The 16357-nt window shown below is 34.4% G+C and carries 17 protein-coding genes; 11 read left to right on the forward strand and 6 right to left on the reverse strand.

Annotated elements, in window-relative coordinates; translation table 11 throughout:
- Positions 1-156: 156 nt before the first annotated feature.
- Positions 157-852, forward strand: coding sequence for a class I SAM-dependent methyltransferase (locus SACI_RS00510; RefSeq protein WP_011277034.1), 696 nt, complete (start codon positions 157-159; stop codon positions 850-852).
- Here the strand turns inward: SACI_RS00510 and SACI_RS00515 are convergent.
- Together SACI_RS00515 and SACI_RS00520 are read right to left on the reverse strand one after the other, a co-directional pair.
- Positions 833-1243: a hypothetical protein gene (locus SACI_RS00515; RefSeq protein WP_011277035.1), complete on the reverse strand. Its 411-nt coding sequence runs from the start codon at positions 1241-1243 to the stop codon at positions 833-835. The genes SACI_RS00510 and SACI_RS00515 overlap by 20 nt on opposite strands.
- Positions 1219-1644: a hypothetical protein gene (locus tag SACI_RS00520; protein WP_015385355.1), complete on the reverse strand. Its 426-nt coding sequence runs from the start codon at positions 1642-1644 to the stop codon at positions 1219-1221. Before SACI_RS00520 ends, SACI_RS00515 begins: the two co-directional genes overlap by 25 nt.
- Before the next feature lie 112 nt (positions 1645-1756).
- On the opposite strand from SACI_RS00520, the gene SACI_RS00525 reads away from it, so the two are divergent.
- The 5 genes from SACI_RS00525 to SACI_RS00550 all read left to right on the forward strand — a co-directional run bounded on the left by SACI_RS00525 (position 1757) and on the right by SACI_RS00550 (position 5487).
- On the forward strand, positions 1757-2011 hold the full coding sequence (locus SACI_RS00525; RefSeq protein ID WP_011277037.1) for a hypothetical protein: 255 nt from the start codon (positions 1757-1759) through the stop codon (positions 2009-2011).
- 3 nt (positions 2012-2014) lie between these two features.
- A complete protein-coding gene (locus SACI_RS00530; protein ID WP_011277038.1) occupies positions 2015-2659 on the forward strand; it encodes a metal-dependent transcriptional regulator in 645 nt (214 codons plus the stop codon).
- A gap of 22 nt (positions 2660-2681) precedes the next feature.
- Positions 2682-3863 carry a glycerate 2-kinase gene (locus SACI_RS00535; RefSeq protein ID WP_011277039.1) on the forward strand — a complete coding sequence of 394 codons (1182 nt, stop codon included), beginning with the start codon at positions 2682-2684 and terminating at the stop codon, positions 3861-3863.
- Positions 3864-4275: 412 nt separating this feature from the next.
- Positions 4276-5076 (forward strand): ABC transporter permease, encoded by an 801-nt coding sequence (locus SACI_RS00545; RefSeq protein WP_015385358.1) that lies wholly within the window; start codon positions 4276-4278, stop codon positions 5074-5076.
- 102 nt (positions 5077-5178) lie between these two features.
- Positions 5179-5487 (forward strand): hypothetical protein, encoded by a 309-nt coding sequence (locus SACI_RS00550; protein WP_011277041.1) that lies wholly within the window; start codon positions 5179-5181, stop codon positions 5485-5487.
- 5 nt (positions 5488-5492) lie between these two features.
- On the opposite strand, the gene tpiA is transcribed toward SACI_RS00550, so the two are convergent.
- A complete protein-coding gene (gene tpiA / locus SACI_RS00555; protein ID WP_011277042.1) occupies positions 5493-6185 on the reverse strand; it encodes a triose-phosphate isomerase in 693 nt (230 codons plus the stop codon).
- Positions 6186-6213: 28 nt separating this feature from the next.
- Here tpiA and SACI_RS00560 point away from each other — a divergent pair, with 28 nt between their 5' ends.
- Positions 6214-6744, forward strand: a complete 531-nt coding sequence (locus SACI_RS00560; protein WP_011277043.1) for a DUF429 domain-containing protein — start codon at positions 6214-6216, stop codon at positions 6742-6744.
- On the opposite strand, the gene SACI_RS00565 is transcribed toward SACI_RS00560, so the two are convergent.
- A complete protein-coding gene (locus SACI_RS00565) occupies positions 6719-8290 on the reverse strand; it encodes a cation:proton antiporter (RefSeq protein WP_011277044.1) in 1572 nt (523 codons plus the stop codon). The two genes, SACI_RS00560 and SACI_RS00565, sit on opposite strands and share 26 nt — an antisense overlap.
- Before the next feature lie 388 nt (positions 8291-8678).
- On the opposite strand from SACI_RS00565, the gene SACI_RS00570 reads away from it, so the two are divergent.
- The gene (locus tag SACI_RS00570; RefSeq protein WP_015385360.1) at positions 8679-9638 is read left to right on the forward strand and encodes an alpha/beta hydrolase-fold protein; all 960 of its coding nucleotides are present in this window, start codon (positions 8679-8681) and stop codon (positions 9636-9638) included.
- Positions 9639-9958: 320 nt separating this feature from the next.
- On the opposite strand, the gene SACI_RS00575 is transcribed toward SACI_RS00570, so the two are convergent.
- Entirely contained in the window at positions 9959-10411 is a 453-nt protein-coding gene (locus SACI_RS00575) for an 8-oxo-dGTP diphosphatase (protein ID WP_015385361.1), read from the reverse strand.
- A 5-nt stretch (positions 10412-10416) separates the two neighbouring features.
- Entirely contained in the window at positions 10417-11733 is a 1317-nt protein-coding gene (locus SACI_RS00580) for a class II fumarate hydratase (RefSeq protein ID WP_011277047.1), read from the reverse strand.
- A 121-nt stretch (positions 11734-11854) separates the two neighbouring features.
- Here SACI_RS00580 and SACI_RS00585 point away from each other — a divergent pair, with 121 nt between their 5' ends.
- The 3 genes from SACI_RS00585 to SACI_RS00595 all read left to right on the forward strand — a co-directional run bounded on the left by SACI_RS00585 (position 11855) and on the right by SACI_RS00595 (position 16325).
- Entirely contained in the window at positions 11855-12451 is a 597-nt protein-coding gene (locus tag SACI_RS00585) for an MBL fold metallo-hydrolase (protein WP_011277048.1), read from the forward strand.
- Positions 12452-12487: 36 nt separating this feature from the next.
- The gene (locus SACI_RS00590) at positions 12488-13774 is read left to right on the forward strand and encodes a glycosyltransferase family 2 protein (RefSeq protein ID WP_011277049.1); all 1287 of its coding nucleotides are present in this window, start codon (positions 12488-12490) and stop codon (positions 13772-13774) included.
- A 112-nt stretch (positions 13775-13886) separates the two neighbouring features.
- Positions 13887-16325, forward strand: coding sequence for an MMPL family transporter (locus SACI_RS00595; protein ID WP_015385362.1), 2439 nt, complete (start codon positions 13887-13889; stop codon positions 16323-16325).
- Positions 16326-16357 lie beyond the last annotated feature (32 nt).

The raw sequence follows: 16357 nt of genomic DNA on the forward strand, positions 1-16357 counted from the left end.
TTTAGACAGTGAGAATTAAAAACTAATAATTTAGACCATTTAGCAAACTGAGATTTTTACAATTCTATCTCTAGTAATTATAATGTTATATCTACTCTATCTGTATCAGAATATATGTTAAAAAATTAAATATTTAAGAGAATAGGATAAGGTGATATGCTAAATCTCTTTAAGTGTCCAATAGATGGGTCAAAACTTATTGAGAAGTGGAAATGTGAGAGAGGTCACTCTTTCGTCGAGATGGAAGGAATCATTAATTTCGTTTACAGTGATGTTAAGCTAAACGATATACTTGAAAGAGTGTCCGGAATATATGAAAATATTTGGGCTCCTTTAGGTCTCTTTGTGAGCTCTGGTCATAGGTACTCTGAGATAATGAATAATGCAGGAAAGTTTGTGTCGGGGGATACGGTAATCGATATTGGCACCGGCACTGGGAAACTTTTCGATTACACTATCTGTAATTATTGTTTTGGAGTTGATATCTCAAGTAAATTTTTAAGAATATTAAAGAAGAAAAGACCTAAGGTTGTAGCATTAAGAGCAGACGTTAATAAATTACCTTTCAATGATGAGGTCGCTAATGGTGTTTCGGCTATGTTCATGCTTCATTTACTTCCATCTAAAGTTACTGCCCTAAGGGAAATTTACAGGGTTCTTAAACCTAAAGGAAAATTTGTTGCTTCAATTCTTACGAGAAATAATACAGTAAGTAGTATTCTAGCTAGTTGGTGGAAAATAGATTTGCATCAAGTGGAATATTATGTACAACTCTTTAATGAGATAGGTTTTTCAAACATAAATTATGTGAGATTAGGAGCTTGGAGCTATATTACTTGTACCAAGACTTGAAAATGATTAAAGAAAACAGTAGAAAACTAGCGCCATCCAATCCATTAACTAGCATTGTTATAGCATTTGAATAGAATATTGTATATACGGCTATGTAGATGCCAAACGTTATAAATACTAAGAATATACCCATTAACGCGATAGAGAAGAACCCTTCTCCTTCTCCCACTATTAAAGAAAAAATCTTTGTGCTACCGGTTATAGAGTAGAATATTCTTTCAACTCCAACTATTACGCCTAGAAAATAGAATGGATAAGGGTTAAGAGTATATATAGCATCAAATAATCCCACGTGCACATTTATGATTAGGAACAGAGACGTAACGAACATCACTAAGCCTATTACAAAGTTAGTGAGTCTTTTCGCTAGTACTTTAATTCTATGGGCCATGCCATAACACCTATAAAAGTTTCACCTAATTCTACATCTACTAACTCACCTAAAAGTATTCCTCCTAAAGTTCCTAACACTAGACCTCCAAGTCCGCCCAATGTATACCCCAGAGCTGCCCCTAATCCTCCTCCTGCAATCTTTCCAATATACTGGTCTTTTATCATGTAAATTCTAGCAAAATCGTAAGTTCCATATTTTCCTTGTTTACTAAGAAGGTAAGCTAGGTCTGCTATGGCCTCTTTTAATTCATTAATGTCATTGGTTCTATATAGTGTCGTGTATTCCTCAATGTTGCCATTTTTTCTATAATACGTTATTATAAATCCTGCTTTCGTAAATGTTCTAATAGAATTTGGTGATTTTCTATTGCCCATAAGTTTAAAAATTACTTTGTACATCAGTATATTTTGATAATATTGTGATAAATATTTTTTCCTCTTATATGTAAACGATACGAATTTTAAACCTTAAATTTTAATTCTATGAGCTTTAACATAACATTGATTATGGATGATCACCAGCCAAGACAGTAAGAAATACTATGCTGTTAGCAAACTAGATAGTCTTGACCTAGAAAAAAATGTGCAAAGTGGCTATCACGAGCACGTCTCTTCAGCTATTGATGAGATATCAAAGAATGTTAAAGATATACTTAGATCCCAAGGATATTCTGGAAAATTCGAAATTTTCGTTGAAGTATATGCGAAGGAAAATGGTAAGTCAAGATTAATACAAACTGTGAAGTTAAAAATAAATGTGAATTGAGGTTTGGCTGAACTATCTGAACCATTGGAAAATTACCTAAAGGAGATTTATGAACTTGAGGAAATGAAGGGTCACGCTAGGGTTACCGATATCATAAATGATTTTAACATATCTCCTGGTACAATAAGTAAGGCTCTTTCCAAGCTCGAGAAACTGGGGCTAATCAAGAGGGATAATAAGAGACTTACATTAACCGAGGAAGGGAGAAAAATAGCAGAGAGGTTAATTAAATCTCATAGACTCTCTGAAAGACTTTTAACTGATATATTAGGTATAGATTGGATAAGGGCTCATGAGTTAGCCCATAGATTAGAGCATATATGGCCTGAGGATATAATTGAAAAAATAGATGTTATGTTAAATAAACCCTCCACATGTCCTCACGGGCACCCTATTCCTGGTAGGGGAATCAAGATAAATGGTGTTTTACTCACTGAGGCAGAAGTCGGAAAATTGTATAAGATTTCAATGATAGTTAAGGAAGAAGAGTGGATACTTGCAATGGTTAATCAAAAACACATAATACCCGGTACAAAGATAGAAGTTTTAGGCAAAGATCAAAATATCACAAAGGTTAAGATTAATGACAGGATAGATGAGATTCCTAATGTTTTAGCAACTCAGATATTGGTTGAAAGGATATTATAGCTCAATTTTACTCTTAATAGTTATGGAAACCGATATTGTAAAAACTATATTGTCCTATTCTGACAGTTACTTAGCTTTAAGTAGAAAAGTAGAAGTAAACGGGAACAAAATAAGAATTAATGGTGTTGATTATGAATTCCAGAATCCTCTTTTGATATCTATAGGCAAATCATCACCTAAAATGGCAAAATTTTTCGTGGAGAGACTTAAGGTATCAAGAGGATTGATAGTATCTCCATATCAGGCTAAGGTTGATAGTCTTGAAGTAATAGTATCTTCTCATCCTAAGATAACTGAGAAAAGTCTGTATGCAGGAAGTAGAATTGTAGATATGTTAAGGCGAGAGGATTATGACATAGTAATTTTTTTACTGTCTGGAGGAGCTTCAGCTTTAGTTGAGTACAGTGATGTTCCATTAGAAGTATTAAAGGAAATTAATGATAAGCTAGTCACATCAGGTCTTTCCATAGACGAAATAAATACGGTTAGAAAGCATTTGTCCAAAATTAAGGGAGGGTGGCTCGCTAAATACTCTAAAGCTCCAATAGTTTCTCTAATAATCAGTGATGTCCCGAGTAGCGATATCAGTTTTGTTGGGAGTGGACCAACAATTCTTGATAAAACGTCTGTTATCGATGCCGAGAGGATATTAGCTAAAATAGGTCTTTCTAGTTACAATAAGTATCTAGTTGAGACTCCAAAGGATATTAAAAATACTGTAAATGTAAAAATATTAGATGTTGAAGAAGTATTGGTAAAATTAAAGAATCATTTAAAAAATTCTCTATTATTGAGTTCAGAGGTCAAAGGCGATGCTTACTCCTTCGGAGTAAACTTAGCTGGCATAGCTAATACCTTTGCAAGAATTAATAGACAGGAAAATGTTATTCTGGCAGGAGGGGAGCCAGACGTGAAAATAACATCAAAAGCTGGTAAAGGAGGAAGAAATGGAGAAGTATGCTTAGGTTTTCTAAAATATATAAGAGCTAATGCTAAGTTGTACGCCGTAGCAACAGATGGTATTGACGGTAATAGCGAGTACGCAGGTTGCTACGTAGACCATAATGTAAAAATAGAAAACATTGATTATTATGTCGAGTCCCACTCATCGTACGAAATACTTGAAAAAACAGGTAACGTTATTCAAACTGGTTTTACAGGAGATAATGTAAATAATATTTACGTTCTCCACATAAACAATTAAATTGCATATTAAATAAAGGACATTAAGTCTTAGGTAACCTATTTTTCCATTATCGCTTGTAATAATAAAGATACTAATATATAGCAAAAGAAATATATATGATTTTACATAAATATGTAACTTAATTCATGAGTTCTGATAATATTGTCTTCATGACCGAACCACATGAGAATAGTATTACCTGGAGAGTAAGCTCAAGAGAAAAAATGGTAATTAAAAAAATCTTAAAACTAAAACATGGGTTAAACAGGCCAAAACTATATTTCTTCCATGAGACTTTCGTAGGAGGAGAATTATTCCATTATTGCAAGTATGAGAGTGAGCTGATTTTTGCGTATATCGTCTTCAGGAGAGAGAGTAAAAAATGTGATAGTTTTCACCTAAGATTTAATTTGAAGGGTGAAGTTCTCAAATGGTGAAGTCTTCTACAGGTTTTAAGATTAGTTCGTTTGTGTTAACATTACTGCTAGTTATTCCGGTTTTATTTTTACTATTTTATGGTTACGGTCCATATTTTGTAGGGTCTACAGCATTTAGTAGAGCATTACTTTCATCCATAGCACTATCCTTCTTTTCCTCAAGTGTGGCAACTGTTCTAATTATAATTATTTTTACCCCATTGGCTTATTATTTAGCTAGACATAGGAATCCTTTGATAGAAAGTCTAGTTGATATTCCTGCATCTATTCCTCATCCTATAGTGGGGATCGCAGTTATTTTCATGGGAAGTCCTCTTAATCCATTAGGGAGATTTCTTACTTCATTAGGTATTAACATCTATTATAGCTACTTAGGTCTCATACTTGCTTTAGTTATAACATCAGCCCCAGTGTACATTAGAGCCATGCAAAATTTTTATGAATCTTTACCAAGAAGTTATGAAGAGTTCTCATGGTCTCTAAGATATTCAGAAGTTAGTACTTTTTTTAGAGTCATATTTCCATTGTCAACTGGAGGTATCATATCTGCTGGTCTCACTGCAATTGCTAGAGCTATTAGCGAATTCGGTTCAGTTTCTATTGTAGCACCTTTTCTCTCTGGTTGGATTTTTAATGGTGACTCTCCTGCATCTGTGTACATTTACAACGAGTACCAGACTTACTTTAATGCAGCTATTACAGCATCTGCGACCTTAATTATATTTTCCTTATTGTTAGTTTTCTCCACAAGAATTGTAAAAATAGTACTAGAGAAGTTAAGATTACTTTATTAAGTCTACCGACTAATCTTATTCCAATGAAGAACCCAACCTTATCTGAGGTTATGATGACAGGTTGTTCGTCAGATCGATGTGATTTAAATGTTGTGTAGAGATATGGAATGTATAAAAGGTGTTATTAGAAGAATTCTCGAGGAGGAAGGCAAAGAGAGTGATGTAGATATACAGATAACCGACCTACCTTATAATCAGCTGTCAGTGTTAGAGGGTAAAGTGGTTAAAATAAATTCCTTGCGTTATGAGAGCATGTCTATACAGAGTGGAAATGAGTCCCTCATCATGTCAACATTTCTCATAATAGCTATATTGAAAGCAATATATAGGGACGACAATGAAGTGAAAAGAGTGCTTGAAACATACTTAAAGGACAACGGTATTGCATCTAAAATGTTAAATATGTTATAATACCTTTATTCTCCTCTTTTCTCCATTGCTTTTATAGCGTTCTTCACAAAGTCCTCTACTACTTTTTCAGGCTCCTTTGCTTTCATCACTGCACTAGCTGCACCTATACCATCAGCACCCAATTCTATAGCCTTAAAGACATCTTCTCCTGTTGTTATTCCGGCTCCTGCTAATAGGTAAACATCTTTAGTTTTCTTAATTTCCTCCACAGCCTTAGTTATGGCTTCAGGTTTAGCCTTTGACACGGGAATACCTGTTCCTATTAGTTCTGGAGGCTCTATTAATACAGCGTTAGGTCTCAGCAACGCGACGGGCAAAACTAATTCATATCTGTCCACGCATACTACACTCTCTAAATTCAGTACTCTGATTCTCTCTAACGATTCAGCCATTTCGTCTAATCTTATTCTTCTCTCGCTATGGTTAAGCAGAGATCCTCTGGCGCCAGCATCCTTTATCATTTCAGGTAATATGGCTCCTGTTCTAGCACCCTGTTCTCCACTATCAACATGCTGGGCAAATACAGTCAATTCAGATTCCTCACTTATACGGTGTATCATTGTAGCTGGGACGGAAACTATTATTTCGGTTCCATATTCTTTGCTTACTTTTTCTATTTTCTTTGTTATTTCGATAGATTTCTTGCCATAAGAATTTTCATAAGCTTTATAATTAATTAAAATAACAGGCGGTTTCATGTCATACTATTGAATGGGGGAATTCATATTGAAATTTTGTGGTATAGATTTAGCCGTAAAGCGACCTTCTACAATAGCCGTTTTTGAAAATACATTAATTTATGTAAGTGATGTTGTTACCGATGGAGAGATTCTCTCGGGTTGTTCTGGTTCCAAAATTATTGCTATAGACTCGCCGTTGTCAATGTCCAAGGGGTTTAGAAAAGTAGATAGGTTAATGATAAAAAACGGCTTTAGGGTACTTCCTCCAAGTTGGATGAAAGGATTAGTAGAGAGAGCCATCAGGTTGAATTCCATTTTAAATGCAGAAGTAATTGAGACCCATCCGACCTCATCTGAAAAGAACATCAATTTGAATTGGAAAGACGTGGGGGCTAAAAAGAAGGACGAATTAGATGCGGTTATATGCGCTTTAGTAGCCTATTTTAAGGATAAGGGGAATATATTGAAAATTGAGGCTGAAGATGGTATAATTTATCTATTACCCAGAGGTACTCTTAAAATCGAGAGGAAAAGTGAGAATATTTATGAATTTAAAGACTTTTATCCAGCTCTTTAATAAAGGTGTTTAATCGCTGATACATTATCACTATTACGATTATGGAGACTAGTATTCCTAAATAGATGACGTAATAGTTGAGTTCTGATATTATTCGTACGATAAAAATTTCAAAATTAATGGTTATAAACACGTATATAATCCATAAAATAATTTCATTTATTCTCTTTTGTCCTAAGTTACTTAATCTTCTAGTTTCCTCTATCACAAGTAAAGCTAATAGAAACGGCACTAATACTGATATAAGTGGGGCTATGTAGATAAAAAATCTCGCAAAAGAAACTAGAAATATGAGAAGATACGAGGCTGAGAATATTGTTATTAATCCTATTAAAATAAACCTTAGTATAAAATTTGACGTTGTATTTCTATTTAATTTAACCACCCTTGTTATTCTTTGCAGTGCTCCATCAATTCTATCTATCCGTAATTTTTCATATGTCTTTGATATGAGTCCTATTATTCTTCTTTCCCTAGGCACTGTTATACTAGTTATGGTCGATGACATCATGACCAAGAATGCTGATAAATTATACACAAGTGATGTAATGATACCCTGCTGAAATGCGTTAAGCGCTACAATTATTCCTAGTTCGCTCAAAGATGTCATATAGATTCCTGATCTAAAGGCTACGAGGAAATTTGATCCTGTTAACCAATACGATGTGCTAAATGACAAGTATTTAACTAGTGTCATAATCAATGATATGGGCACTAGTACATATAGAGACGATAATGATAAATTTAGATAACTACCGGCTGAGAAAAAGAAAAATATTAGGGAGAAGTCGATTAATGGCGACAAGATCCTTGATACTTTCTTGGTATCTTTCAGTGCATATGAAGCACCTAAGCCAAGTAGAAAATTAGCTAAAGTTGAAGGGATGTCGAATATCTGTCCAAGTAATGAGAAGCTTAAAACTGATGCTATACTAGAAATAATAACGGATTCTTCTGAAGTATTTATACTTCTATTTATTATTGTCCTGGAAACTAGATAACCCAGTCCGAGAGAGGCTAAGGATGTTGGTATTATTTCGACTATATTGGAATTCGATGATAATATAACGCCGAGAGCTATGAAAGTTATAACATCTTCTAGTGATAAAACCGCTAATATGAGACCAGACTGTTTATCATCTATTTTATTTTGAATCAATTTATAGGTAATTGTAGTGCTAGTTGTCACGCTTATTATTGTCAATATGAAGGTGTCGTAAAAAGGCAAACCGATAATTAGTGAGATGATTGATATTATCGTAAATCCAACTATGTACTCGGTTATAGCTATTATAGTAGCCTTTGAAAGAATATTTTTCAATTCCCTTATGTCGAGTGAAATACCCACGTTAAAAGAGACTAAATTAATAGCCAACGTGGATAAAAAATTAAACAAGTCACTACTGTAATCTAAGCCAAAACTCTTACCCAATAGACCGGCTATCAGATAAGCTGGAATAGGGGATATTCTAAACCTACTTAATGCAACTCCAAATATAGTTGCTATAACCAACGTTAATGTAATAAGAGTAAGTTGCGATTCCATTTTATGTTCAATCTTTAAAATAATAAATAATAAATCATTCCTAGAAATAGATACGTAAAGGGTGTAAAGAAAAAATGATTATATGGACAGAAGATACAAGGTTCAAAATATATTATATTAAAAATCATTTGTTAAGTTCTATCTTTTAGCTGGGAATAAGAATAGATATAACATGTGAAGTTTTGGTAAATAAAGTTCATTTATGATAGATTATACTCATGCATAGACGAATTTTAATTTCTTATGAGTATATTCCACCGTATATAAAGTCTGTTTACCCTTCAGAGAGAAGTACCATTTAACTCATTAAAACGTCATACGATAGATTATTGCCCTTCAATACACATTTTATTTACTAATTTAAATTTGATTCTGATAAGATTTGGTAGTGGTTAAAAGCGAAGTGATTGATAGCCAGTATCTTAAGAATAATCCATTGAATGATCCCCCATCAAGAAAAGTATATACATTGGAGGTGAATCCTTCTTCGTCTCCTACTTTGATCATTTATCTCAGTGGTTTTCTATCATCATCTATAAGTTTATTGAATTATGATCCCTTAGTAGAAAATTTTGATCAGAAATTGACTAGACTTAGTAAAGAGGGTAAAATAGACAACATGGTTGTTCTTTTACCAGATACCTTCACTTCCGTTGGAGGAAATCAATATATAAATTCTTCAGCTGTTGGTCTCTACGAGGACTTTATTGTTAGGGAATTGATTCCATATTTTAAGGAGAAATATCATGCTCAGAATGTTGTATTGATGGGCAAGTCTTCTGGTGGATATGGTGCTATGGTATTAGGCATGAAATATCCTAATATAATCTCGGGAATAGTTAACCATTCCGGCGATGCGTATTTCGAGTACATTTATATTCCAATGTTCCCTAAAGTTCTGAAGCACCTAAGGAAGTTTAGCTCTCCAAAGGAATGGTTGAAGCATTTTTGGGAGAGGTCTGACAGGAAGAGAAAAGATCTACTTGATACGCTAACATTAGTTGCAATGTCTGCCTTCTATTCTCCCCAGGATACGGATATATTGTTACCGTTTGAGTTAGAGACAGGAGAGATAAATTACAATATATGGAATATGTGGTTGGAAAAAGATCCTGTTAGAATAGTGGATAAAATGTATGATAACCTGAGAAATCTTAAGTTGTTATACATAGATGTAGGGAATAAGGATGAATTCAAACTGGATATAGGTCTAAGGATATTGCATGAGAAATTAAACAAACATAGTGTAAATCACTTTTATGAAGAGTACGACGGTGGACATTTCAATATGAGTTTCAGATACGATATCTCTTTATCTTTAGTGTCAAGGGTGTTCAATAATAAATAAACACCATGTATCTACACTGAATATACAAACCGTGTTTGTCTATTTAGAGTAACTTTTATATATATAGAAAATCTACTTGGAATATTAATTGCAAGATCTTTAGTGTAGTACCTAAGGTTTTATTAGTGCAAAAACATAAATGATCAACGTAGTAGTTTTAAGAAAAATCAAGGAGTTTATTTTTCACTTAAAAAGGAGATTAGAATAATTGTTCTTATGCATATACCTCAAATGACAAAATGGTCTCATTATGTATGGTTTATGGGTCAAAATATGAGGTATTTGATAACCCTAGAAAGGAGCTCACAGTAAAATACGTTCTAGGTAAATTCGGTTAAACTTTTACACTCTCCTCCAAAGAATTCTTTCCAGTCTGAGCTAAAGTAAAACTTACAATCCACTTTTTCTCCTGCTAGGACTTTAGGTAACCATATCTTATCATCTTGCCACATTTCCTCGTACGGTGGTTCTTTGAGCCACATTGGTATACCTTCCTCACTTGCCCTTGGAATTCCCTCAAATTCTGTAACAAGATATACATGCATTAAATACTTTTCCTGACCGTAAAGAAATTCTATTTTACCTACTCTCTCTGACGAGAGGACTCTGATCCCCAACTCCTCGTAAAGTTCTCTTTCGACGCATTCTCTGGGTGTTTCTGTATCCCTTAATTTTCCTCCAGCTGAATTTATATAACCTGTTCCAATTCCTCTTAACTTTCTAATGAATAGAAAAAAATCTCCTCTTTTTACTACTCCTAAACATGTCTCCATGAATCTCACTTGGCACTAAATCCTGGTTTGGTGAGTTTCTTGAGGTCTAAAATCTTGTCTATCTGTTCGTCATTGTATCCGAGTTCCTTTAATGCTTCTCTTATAGATAGTCCTTTAGCTAACTTTTTACCTATTTCGGAAGCTTTATCGTAGCCGATAACCGGTGATACAATAGTTATGAGTGATGGACTACTTTCAGCTAATCTTCTCATTCTCTCTAGATTAGGAACCATTTTATCAATTACTAAATCAGCAAACTTGTTGAGAGCCTCTGCTAGTAACCTAGTTTGTGTAACTACATTATATCCGATCAAAGGAATTCCCATAGACAATTCAAATTCACCTAGCATTGATGCAAATTGGTTTGCATGATCCAAACCTACCACCTGTGCAGATATCAGTAGCGAAGCTTCAACCGTAACAGGGTTGGTTTTTCCTGGCATTATACTACTTCCTGCTATTTCCTCTTGACTAGGTAAATCTATTTCATTAAACCCTGTCATGGGTCCGGAGAACATCAATCTGATGTCTTGCCCTAGTCTGTAGAGATTTACTGCTGAAGTCCTTAGTGCTCCACTCAGTGTAAGTAAATCTGTGAGAAGTCGCATTGCTCTGAACTTGTTAGCAGGTTTAAACCCTAGTCCTGTCTCGTTATTGATTTCATCAATAACCTTTATCTGAAAATCTGGGTGTGAATTAGCGCCTGTTCCAACAGCAGTTCCACCTATTGGCAGTTCTTTCACATATTCAACGGTTTGCCTGATGTTCTCAAGATCATGCTTAAACGCATCTGAGTATGCAGAAAGTTCCTGACCAAGAGTTACAGGTAAGGCATCTCTCAGATGGGTTCTCCCTGCTTTCACTATATCCTTATATTCTTCTGCTTTTCTGTCCAATGTATTTATCAATTTAGTAAGGGCAGGTATCAAGTTCTCTTCCACTTCAGCTGCAGCAGCTACTCTAATTCCAGTGGGTACAGTGTCGTTAGATGACTGACCAAGATTTACATGATCATTGGGATGTACATGTTTGTTAGCGATTTTGCTGGCTGTTTCTGCTATTACTTCATTAATATTCATGTTGAGTCCAGTTCCTGAGCCTGTTTGAAATACATCTAAAATGATCTTATCATCATGATCTCCTTTCATCACTTGTTCAGCTGCCTGAATTATAGCTCTGCCGATCTCTCTATCGAGTAGACCTAAGTTCATGTTGACTCTTGCACAGGCGTACTTTATTAGACCCATTGCCCATATTATTCTTCTTGGAAATCTTGTTCCTGTGTTCATAAACAGTTTTGGAGCTGTATCAGTGTATTTCATACGTTTCATTAATCTAAAGGGAATATATCCTTTGTGTTAGTAAACAGACTAACCAGGATAGATGGTTTAAGGGTGGTTATCTAGTTAGGATTTTATTTTGATTAATTTATTACTATGATTGATGGTAACAGTAAAACGTTTTGAGATTGGAGATTATTTCACCAACTCATATTTGGTCATCGAGGAAGATGATTCAATACTCATAGACGTGGGTGGAGACCCCTCTGAGATCTTAGAATATGTTAGAACTAATAATATTAATCTTAAGGCAATACTTGCAACACACGGGCATTTTGACCATGTTATTGGGGTTCCGTTAATTCAGAGACACTTTAAAGTTCCCTTCTACATGAATAGAAAGGACGAAATAATATTAAGATACGACAGTAGAACTAGAGAAATTAATGTGGATGGTGACTTGAAAGAAGGTGTTATTAATTTTGGGAAAATTTTGGTTAAAGTTATTGAAACACCAGGACATACACTTGGAAGCGTATCGTTTATGATTGAAGACAACTTATTTACAGGTGATACTTTATTTAACGAGAACATAGGGAGATACGATTTAGGTGGAGACAGGGAATACCTAAAGAAAAGTTTACGTAGGCTAATGGATCTAGAGGATTTGCTTAACGTTTATCCTGGGCACGGATTCATAACTACACTAGGTTATGAAAAGCTAAATAATCCTTTCCTAAATGGTGAGATAGACTGGTAGGATTAAGTTTAAATTTCATTCTATTCATTTAGTTTTGTGTTTCCAGGAGTATTTGAGCATTTACTGTATCAGTATACTTCAGCGATTCTCAGTGTTGGTTTCCTTATATTCAACGGTCTATTTGCTGTAATATATAATCCTAAAAAAGTTGTAGGAATTAAAGGTGACCCTGATTACACTTTTACAGATATAACTGTACTCATTCCTGTGTATAATGAAGTAGAGGACATATTTAGAAAAGTGATCAAGTCAGTTTCTAGTATGGGTTTAAAGTTCGTAGTAGTAGGAGATGGAGTTGATCAGCCATATAGGGCAATTACAGAACAGAACGGCGGTATTTTTATACGATTGGAAGAAAGAAGGGGAAAGAGATTTGCGTTATCGGAAGGCATGAGATATATAGATACAAGGCTGGTGTTATTGCTCGATAGCGATACTTTCATAGATAAAAGATCGTTGGAAAGGATGCTAAGCTATATGGCAGAAGACGTAGGTGGTGTCTCACCTAGCATAAGGGTCTGGAACAATGGAAAGATATCATACTATTATGCTAATTTTTATGAGATTATGAGCGAAATAGTGAATAGAGCTACAAGTTATTTTGGAAGAACTATAATTCTCAGCGGGCAATGTGTATTATATAAAACGTCAGCCATAAGGAACTATGTGATGTCGAACGATTTCACTAGTTCTAAGATATTCAATATTTCTTTGAAGATATCTGATGATAGAGATTTAACGGAGTATATTATAGAAAGAGGGTACAAGGCGATAAAAGCAATTGATGCAATTGCATATACGAAACCTCCAGAAAATTTATCACAGTTTGTTAAACAGGTAGTAAGGTGGACTAGAGCAAACTATCTGTTCTTCCTGCGATCATTGAGGGATGGAAGTTTAAGTCTCAGGGGAAATCTATACGTATTCGACATCATATATATGAATTTTCTGCCTATCTTGGTGATATTCTCCCTAATTCCTCTTCAATATCCTCGTTTTGATATATTTAACACACTTTCAGCCTCAATTACCTCTCTAGAAAGATTGGATATTTTCCAATTAATTTTAGGTATCCCCATCAGAGCACATTTACCTCCCTTTGATTTCGTTCTTGTATTTATTTTACCGAGAGTACTGAGTATTATAGGTGGTGTAACATTTCTATTGGTTATGATAAAAATTATGGAAAAAGAAAGGGGGAAAACTTTGATGTATGGTGTTATAGCATTAATTGTTCAGTCGTTGGCATCGTTCTATTCCATAGCTAGTATGTGGAAACAGAGTTGGTCTTCTAGAGAGAAAAATCGTAAATCTAAGAAATGAATCCAAATCTTGCTCAATTTTAATGTCTTGTGGTTTTGTTTCAGTATTTTTAGTACTAATTCTTTTAACTTAAGGTACGTCCAGAATTAGTGTGGGGAAGTCACCATTCATTATGTTTTTGGTAATTGCTATCATACTTTCGCCGATAGTGCTGATGATTCAAAACAATTTCGTATACTCAGACTCTCCCTTCTTAACACCTCAATATTCCAGTGTAAGAGTTGATCAAATTTTAGTTAAAGATTTTAATTACTCGTCAAATGATAACATTTACATAATAGCGTCAGGAAATTATTCACAGATATTAGATAAACTAAACAACTCATTGCACTACCTCTCTCCCGACTCCAAATTAATTACACCATATGAATACCTTAAAATGTTTAATGAAACATTACAAAATTATTCTAAACCGTTAATAGAGGAAATTTACAATAAAATATTGCCACTCCACTATCTATATGGAAATCTTACCTTTGAGAAGTTGATTATTCTATCGAACTTCACGTATTTCATGTACCAATTGAACGTATCTTATGGAATTCCTCAAGGAAAATTTAACTCTAGTAGTACCCAGGCAGTACTCTTTAAGCAAATCTTTTTCGCACAGCCTGGTTCATTGCTTGAAAAAGCCAGGAATGCTAGTCTATATGTTTTCCGTGATCCCTTTATATTATTATTTTCTTTCATGAACTATAGTAACACATCACTTGCTTACAGGACTATTATGAATTTCAGTAATTACTCATATCTTATTTACTTATTGACAGGTAAAAGTATACCTGAGGTTGCCCTAGAAAACCCTTATGTGTATTCAGAGAAGTTAGTTTACAGTAAAGTCAACACTTCAGGTTTATCTATTTCTAATTTTCATAAGGGTGATCAGTGGTTATTTATAGTACAAGTTCCGTCAAACGAAAGTTTACAGAATATTGAAAACTTTATCTCCAGCATTAATTACACAGTTACCGGTCACCTACCAGTTTATGCAGATTCTGCATCAACCACGGAGTCAGATTTACGGGTAATTGATATTGTAACTATTTTACTGGTCGCAATTCTCTTATCTGTTTTAATTAGGGCATTAGTACCGATAATCCTCCTCATTATCAGTGCGGTTATAGGTTTAGAAATAGCATACACTGCATTATACATATCCACCTTTCTAGGTTATTCCATATACTATATTTCTGGTCTGGTTATTCCACCAATAGTGTTTGGGATTACCATAGATTACTCAGTACTATTTTTATATAGATATTTTGAGGAGGTATCCAAAGGCAGTACGTTTCCATTAGATAAAGCTTATAGGAATGCTAGAAGAGCAATTCTCTTCAGTGGATTAAGTATAGGCTTAGGTTTCTTATCATTTCTTATATCTCCTTCTCCTTTGCTTAAAAATATAGGAATAGCATTAGTTATAGCTAGCTTATCTGCACTAATCCCGTCTATTCTCTTTATGAAGAGTTCTCTAAGTGTAGTGTCCATCAAGTACTTGAAGTTTCCTAGAAAGCAATTACCAAGTTCTATTGATATAAGACAACAGTACCTTTCTAAGGTAAGTAGAAAATCAATAAACTATCGATATATTGTATTAGCCTCAATGATTCTTATTGCAATATTCAGTTATTTCGTTTTTATTCACGGGAGTACGAATGGTGACATAAGTGAGATCGTATCACCAAACAGCAAAGTGTTAGTGGGAGAAAAAGAGTTAAATAATTTCTTCAATTACAGCGTGGATTACGTTATAATAAGAGGGAACCCAAATCAGTCATACAGTCAAATCTACAGCCTATCTAAATATGTAATAGATAAAGGTGGCTTCGTAATAGGACCAGCTGGTATAGGTAGAACTCTCTTAAATACTACCACAGAATTGACTAACTTCTTCTTTGCAGGCAATTACACACTTGTTGAGATTTATATCTCATCTCCTGTGTTCAGTAATCAAGCCATAAATTTCACTGAAAACCTTATAAAGATGGGTTACCTTGTGGGAGGAGCTAATGCGGAGAGGGTAGATATAATTGATAATACCGTATCGATTTACTATAGCTTCGTACTACCTGTAACTATATTAATTATCACACTTTATCTTGGTCTTGTTTTAGGTTCTATCATAGTTCCAATAAGGCTTTCACTAACACTCCTCCTAAGTTCATTATTTGGTGTTGCTCTACTCCACATAATATTTGGTAGTGTGTATTGGTTATCTCCACTCATAGTCTTTGCAATAATGTATAGTTTAGGTATTGACTACGATATGTTCATAATAGTCAGGATCCTAGAGGAAGAGGGTAATGAAGAGGAACGTATTGTTAAAAGTGTGGAAAGTACTGGTCTTGCGGTTACTGCTGCAGGTCTCATTTTAGCAGGTGCGTTTATGTCCTTAGTTGTGTCAAATATGAGATTCTTACAGGAGATTGGTCTAGCGGTTGGTTTAACTATATTATTTGACACCTTTATAGTAAGACCGATACTTGTACCAGCAGTTATGAGTATACTTAAAAAATATAATTGGTGGCCAAAAACTAAAACCAAGAGCTAAAACTTGTGATGAGCCTTACAAGGGCTGAGCTA

The sequence above is a fragment of the Sulfolobus acidocaldarius DSM 639 genome, assembly GCF_000012285.1.
GTDB lineage: Archaea > Thermoproteota > Thermoprotei_A > Sulfolobales > Sulfolobaceae > Sulfolobus > Sulfolobus acidocaldarius.

Coding starts and splice junctions, on each gene's coding strand:
- SACI_RS00595 (WP_015385362.1), top strand. CDS start 13,887: ATGTTTTTGGTAATTGCTATCATACTTTCGCCGATAGTGCTGATGATT.
- SACI_RS00585 (WP_011277048.1), top strand. CDS start 11,855: ATGGTAACAGTAAAACGTTTTGAGATTGGAGATTATTTCACCAACTCA.
- SACI_RS00510 (WP_011277034.1), top strand. CDS start 157: ATGCTAAATCTCTTTAAGTGTCCAATAGATGGGTCAAAACTTATTGAG.
- tpiA (WP_011277042.1), bottom strand. CDS start 6,185: ATGAAACCGCCTGTTATTTTAATTAATTATAAAGCTTATGAAAATTCT.
- SACI_RS00550 (WP_011277041.1), top strand. CDS start 5,179: ATGGAATGTATAAAAGGTGTTATTAGAAGAATTCTCGAGGAGGAAGGC.
- SACI_RS00575 (WP_015385361.1), bottom strand. CDS start 10,411: ATGGAGACATGTTTAGGAGTAGTAAAAAGAGGAGATTTTTTTCTATTC.
- SACI_RS00580 (WP_011277047.1), bottom strand. CDS start 11,733: ATGAAATACACTGATACAGCTCCAAAACTGTTTATGAACACAGGAACA.
- SACI_RS00565 (WP_011277044.1), bottom strand. CDS start 8,290: ATGGAATCGCAACTTACTCTTATTACATTAACGTTGGTTATAGCAACT.
- SACI_RS00545 (WP_015385358.1), top strand. CDS start 4,276: ATGGTGAAGTCTTCTACAGGTTTTAAGATTAGTTCGTTTGTGTTAACA.
- SACI_RS00535 (WP_011277039.1), top strand. CDS start 2,682: ATGGAAACCGATATTGTAAAAACTATATTGTCCTATTCTGACAGTTAC.
- SACI_RS00520 (WP_015385355.1), bottom strand. CDS start 1,644: ATGTACAAAGTAATTTTTAAACTTATGGGCAATAGAAAATCACCAAAT.
- SACI_RS00525 (WP_011277037.1), top strand. CDS start 1,757: ATGATCACCAGCCAAGACAGTAAGAAATACTATGCTGTTAGCAAACTA.
- SACI_RS00515 (WP_011277035.1), bottom strand. CDS start 1,243: ATGGCCCATAGAATTAAAGTACTAGCGAAAAGACTCACTAACTTTGTA.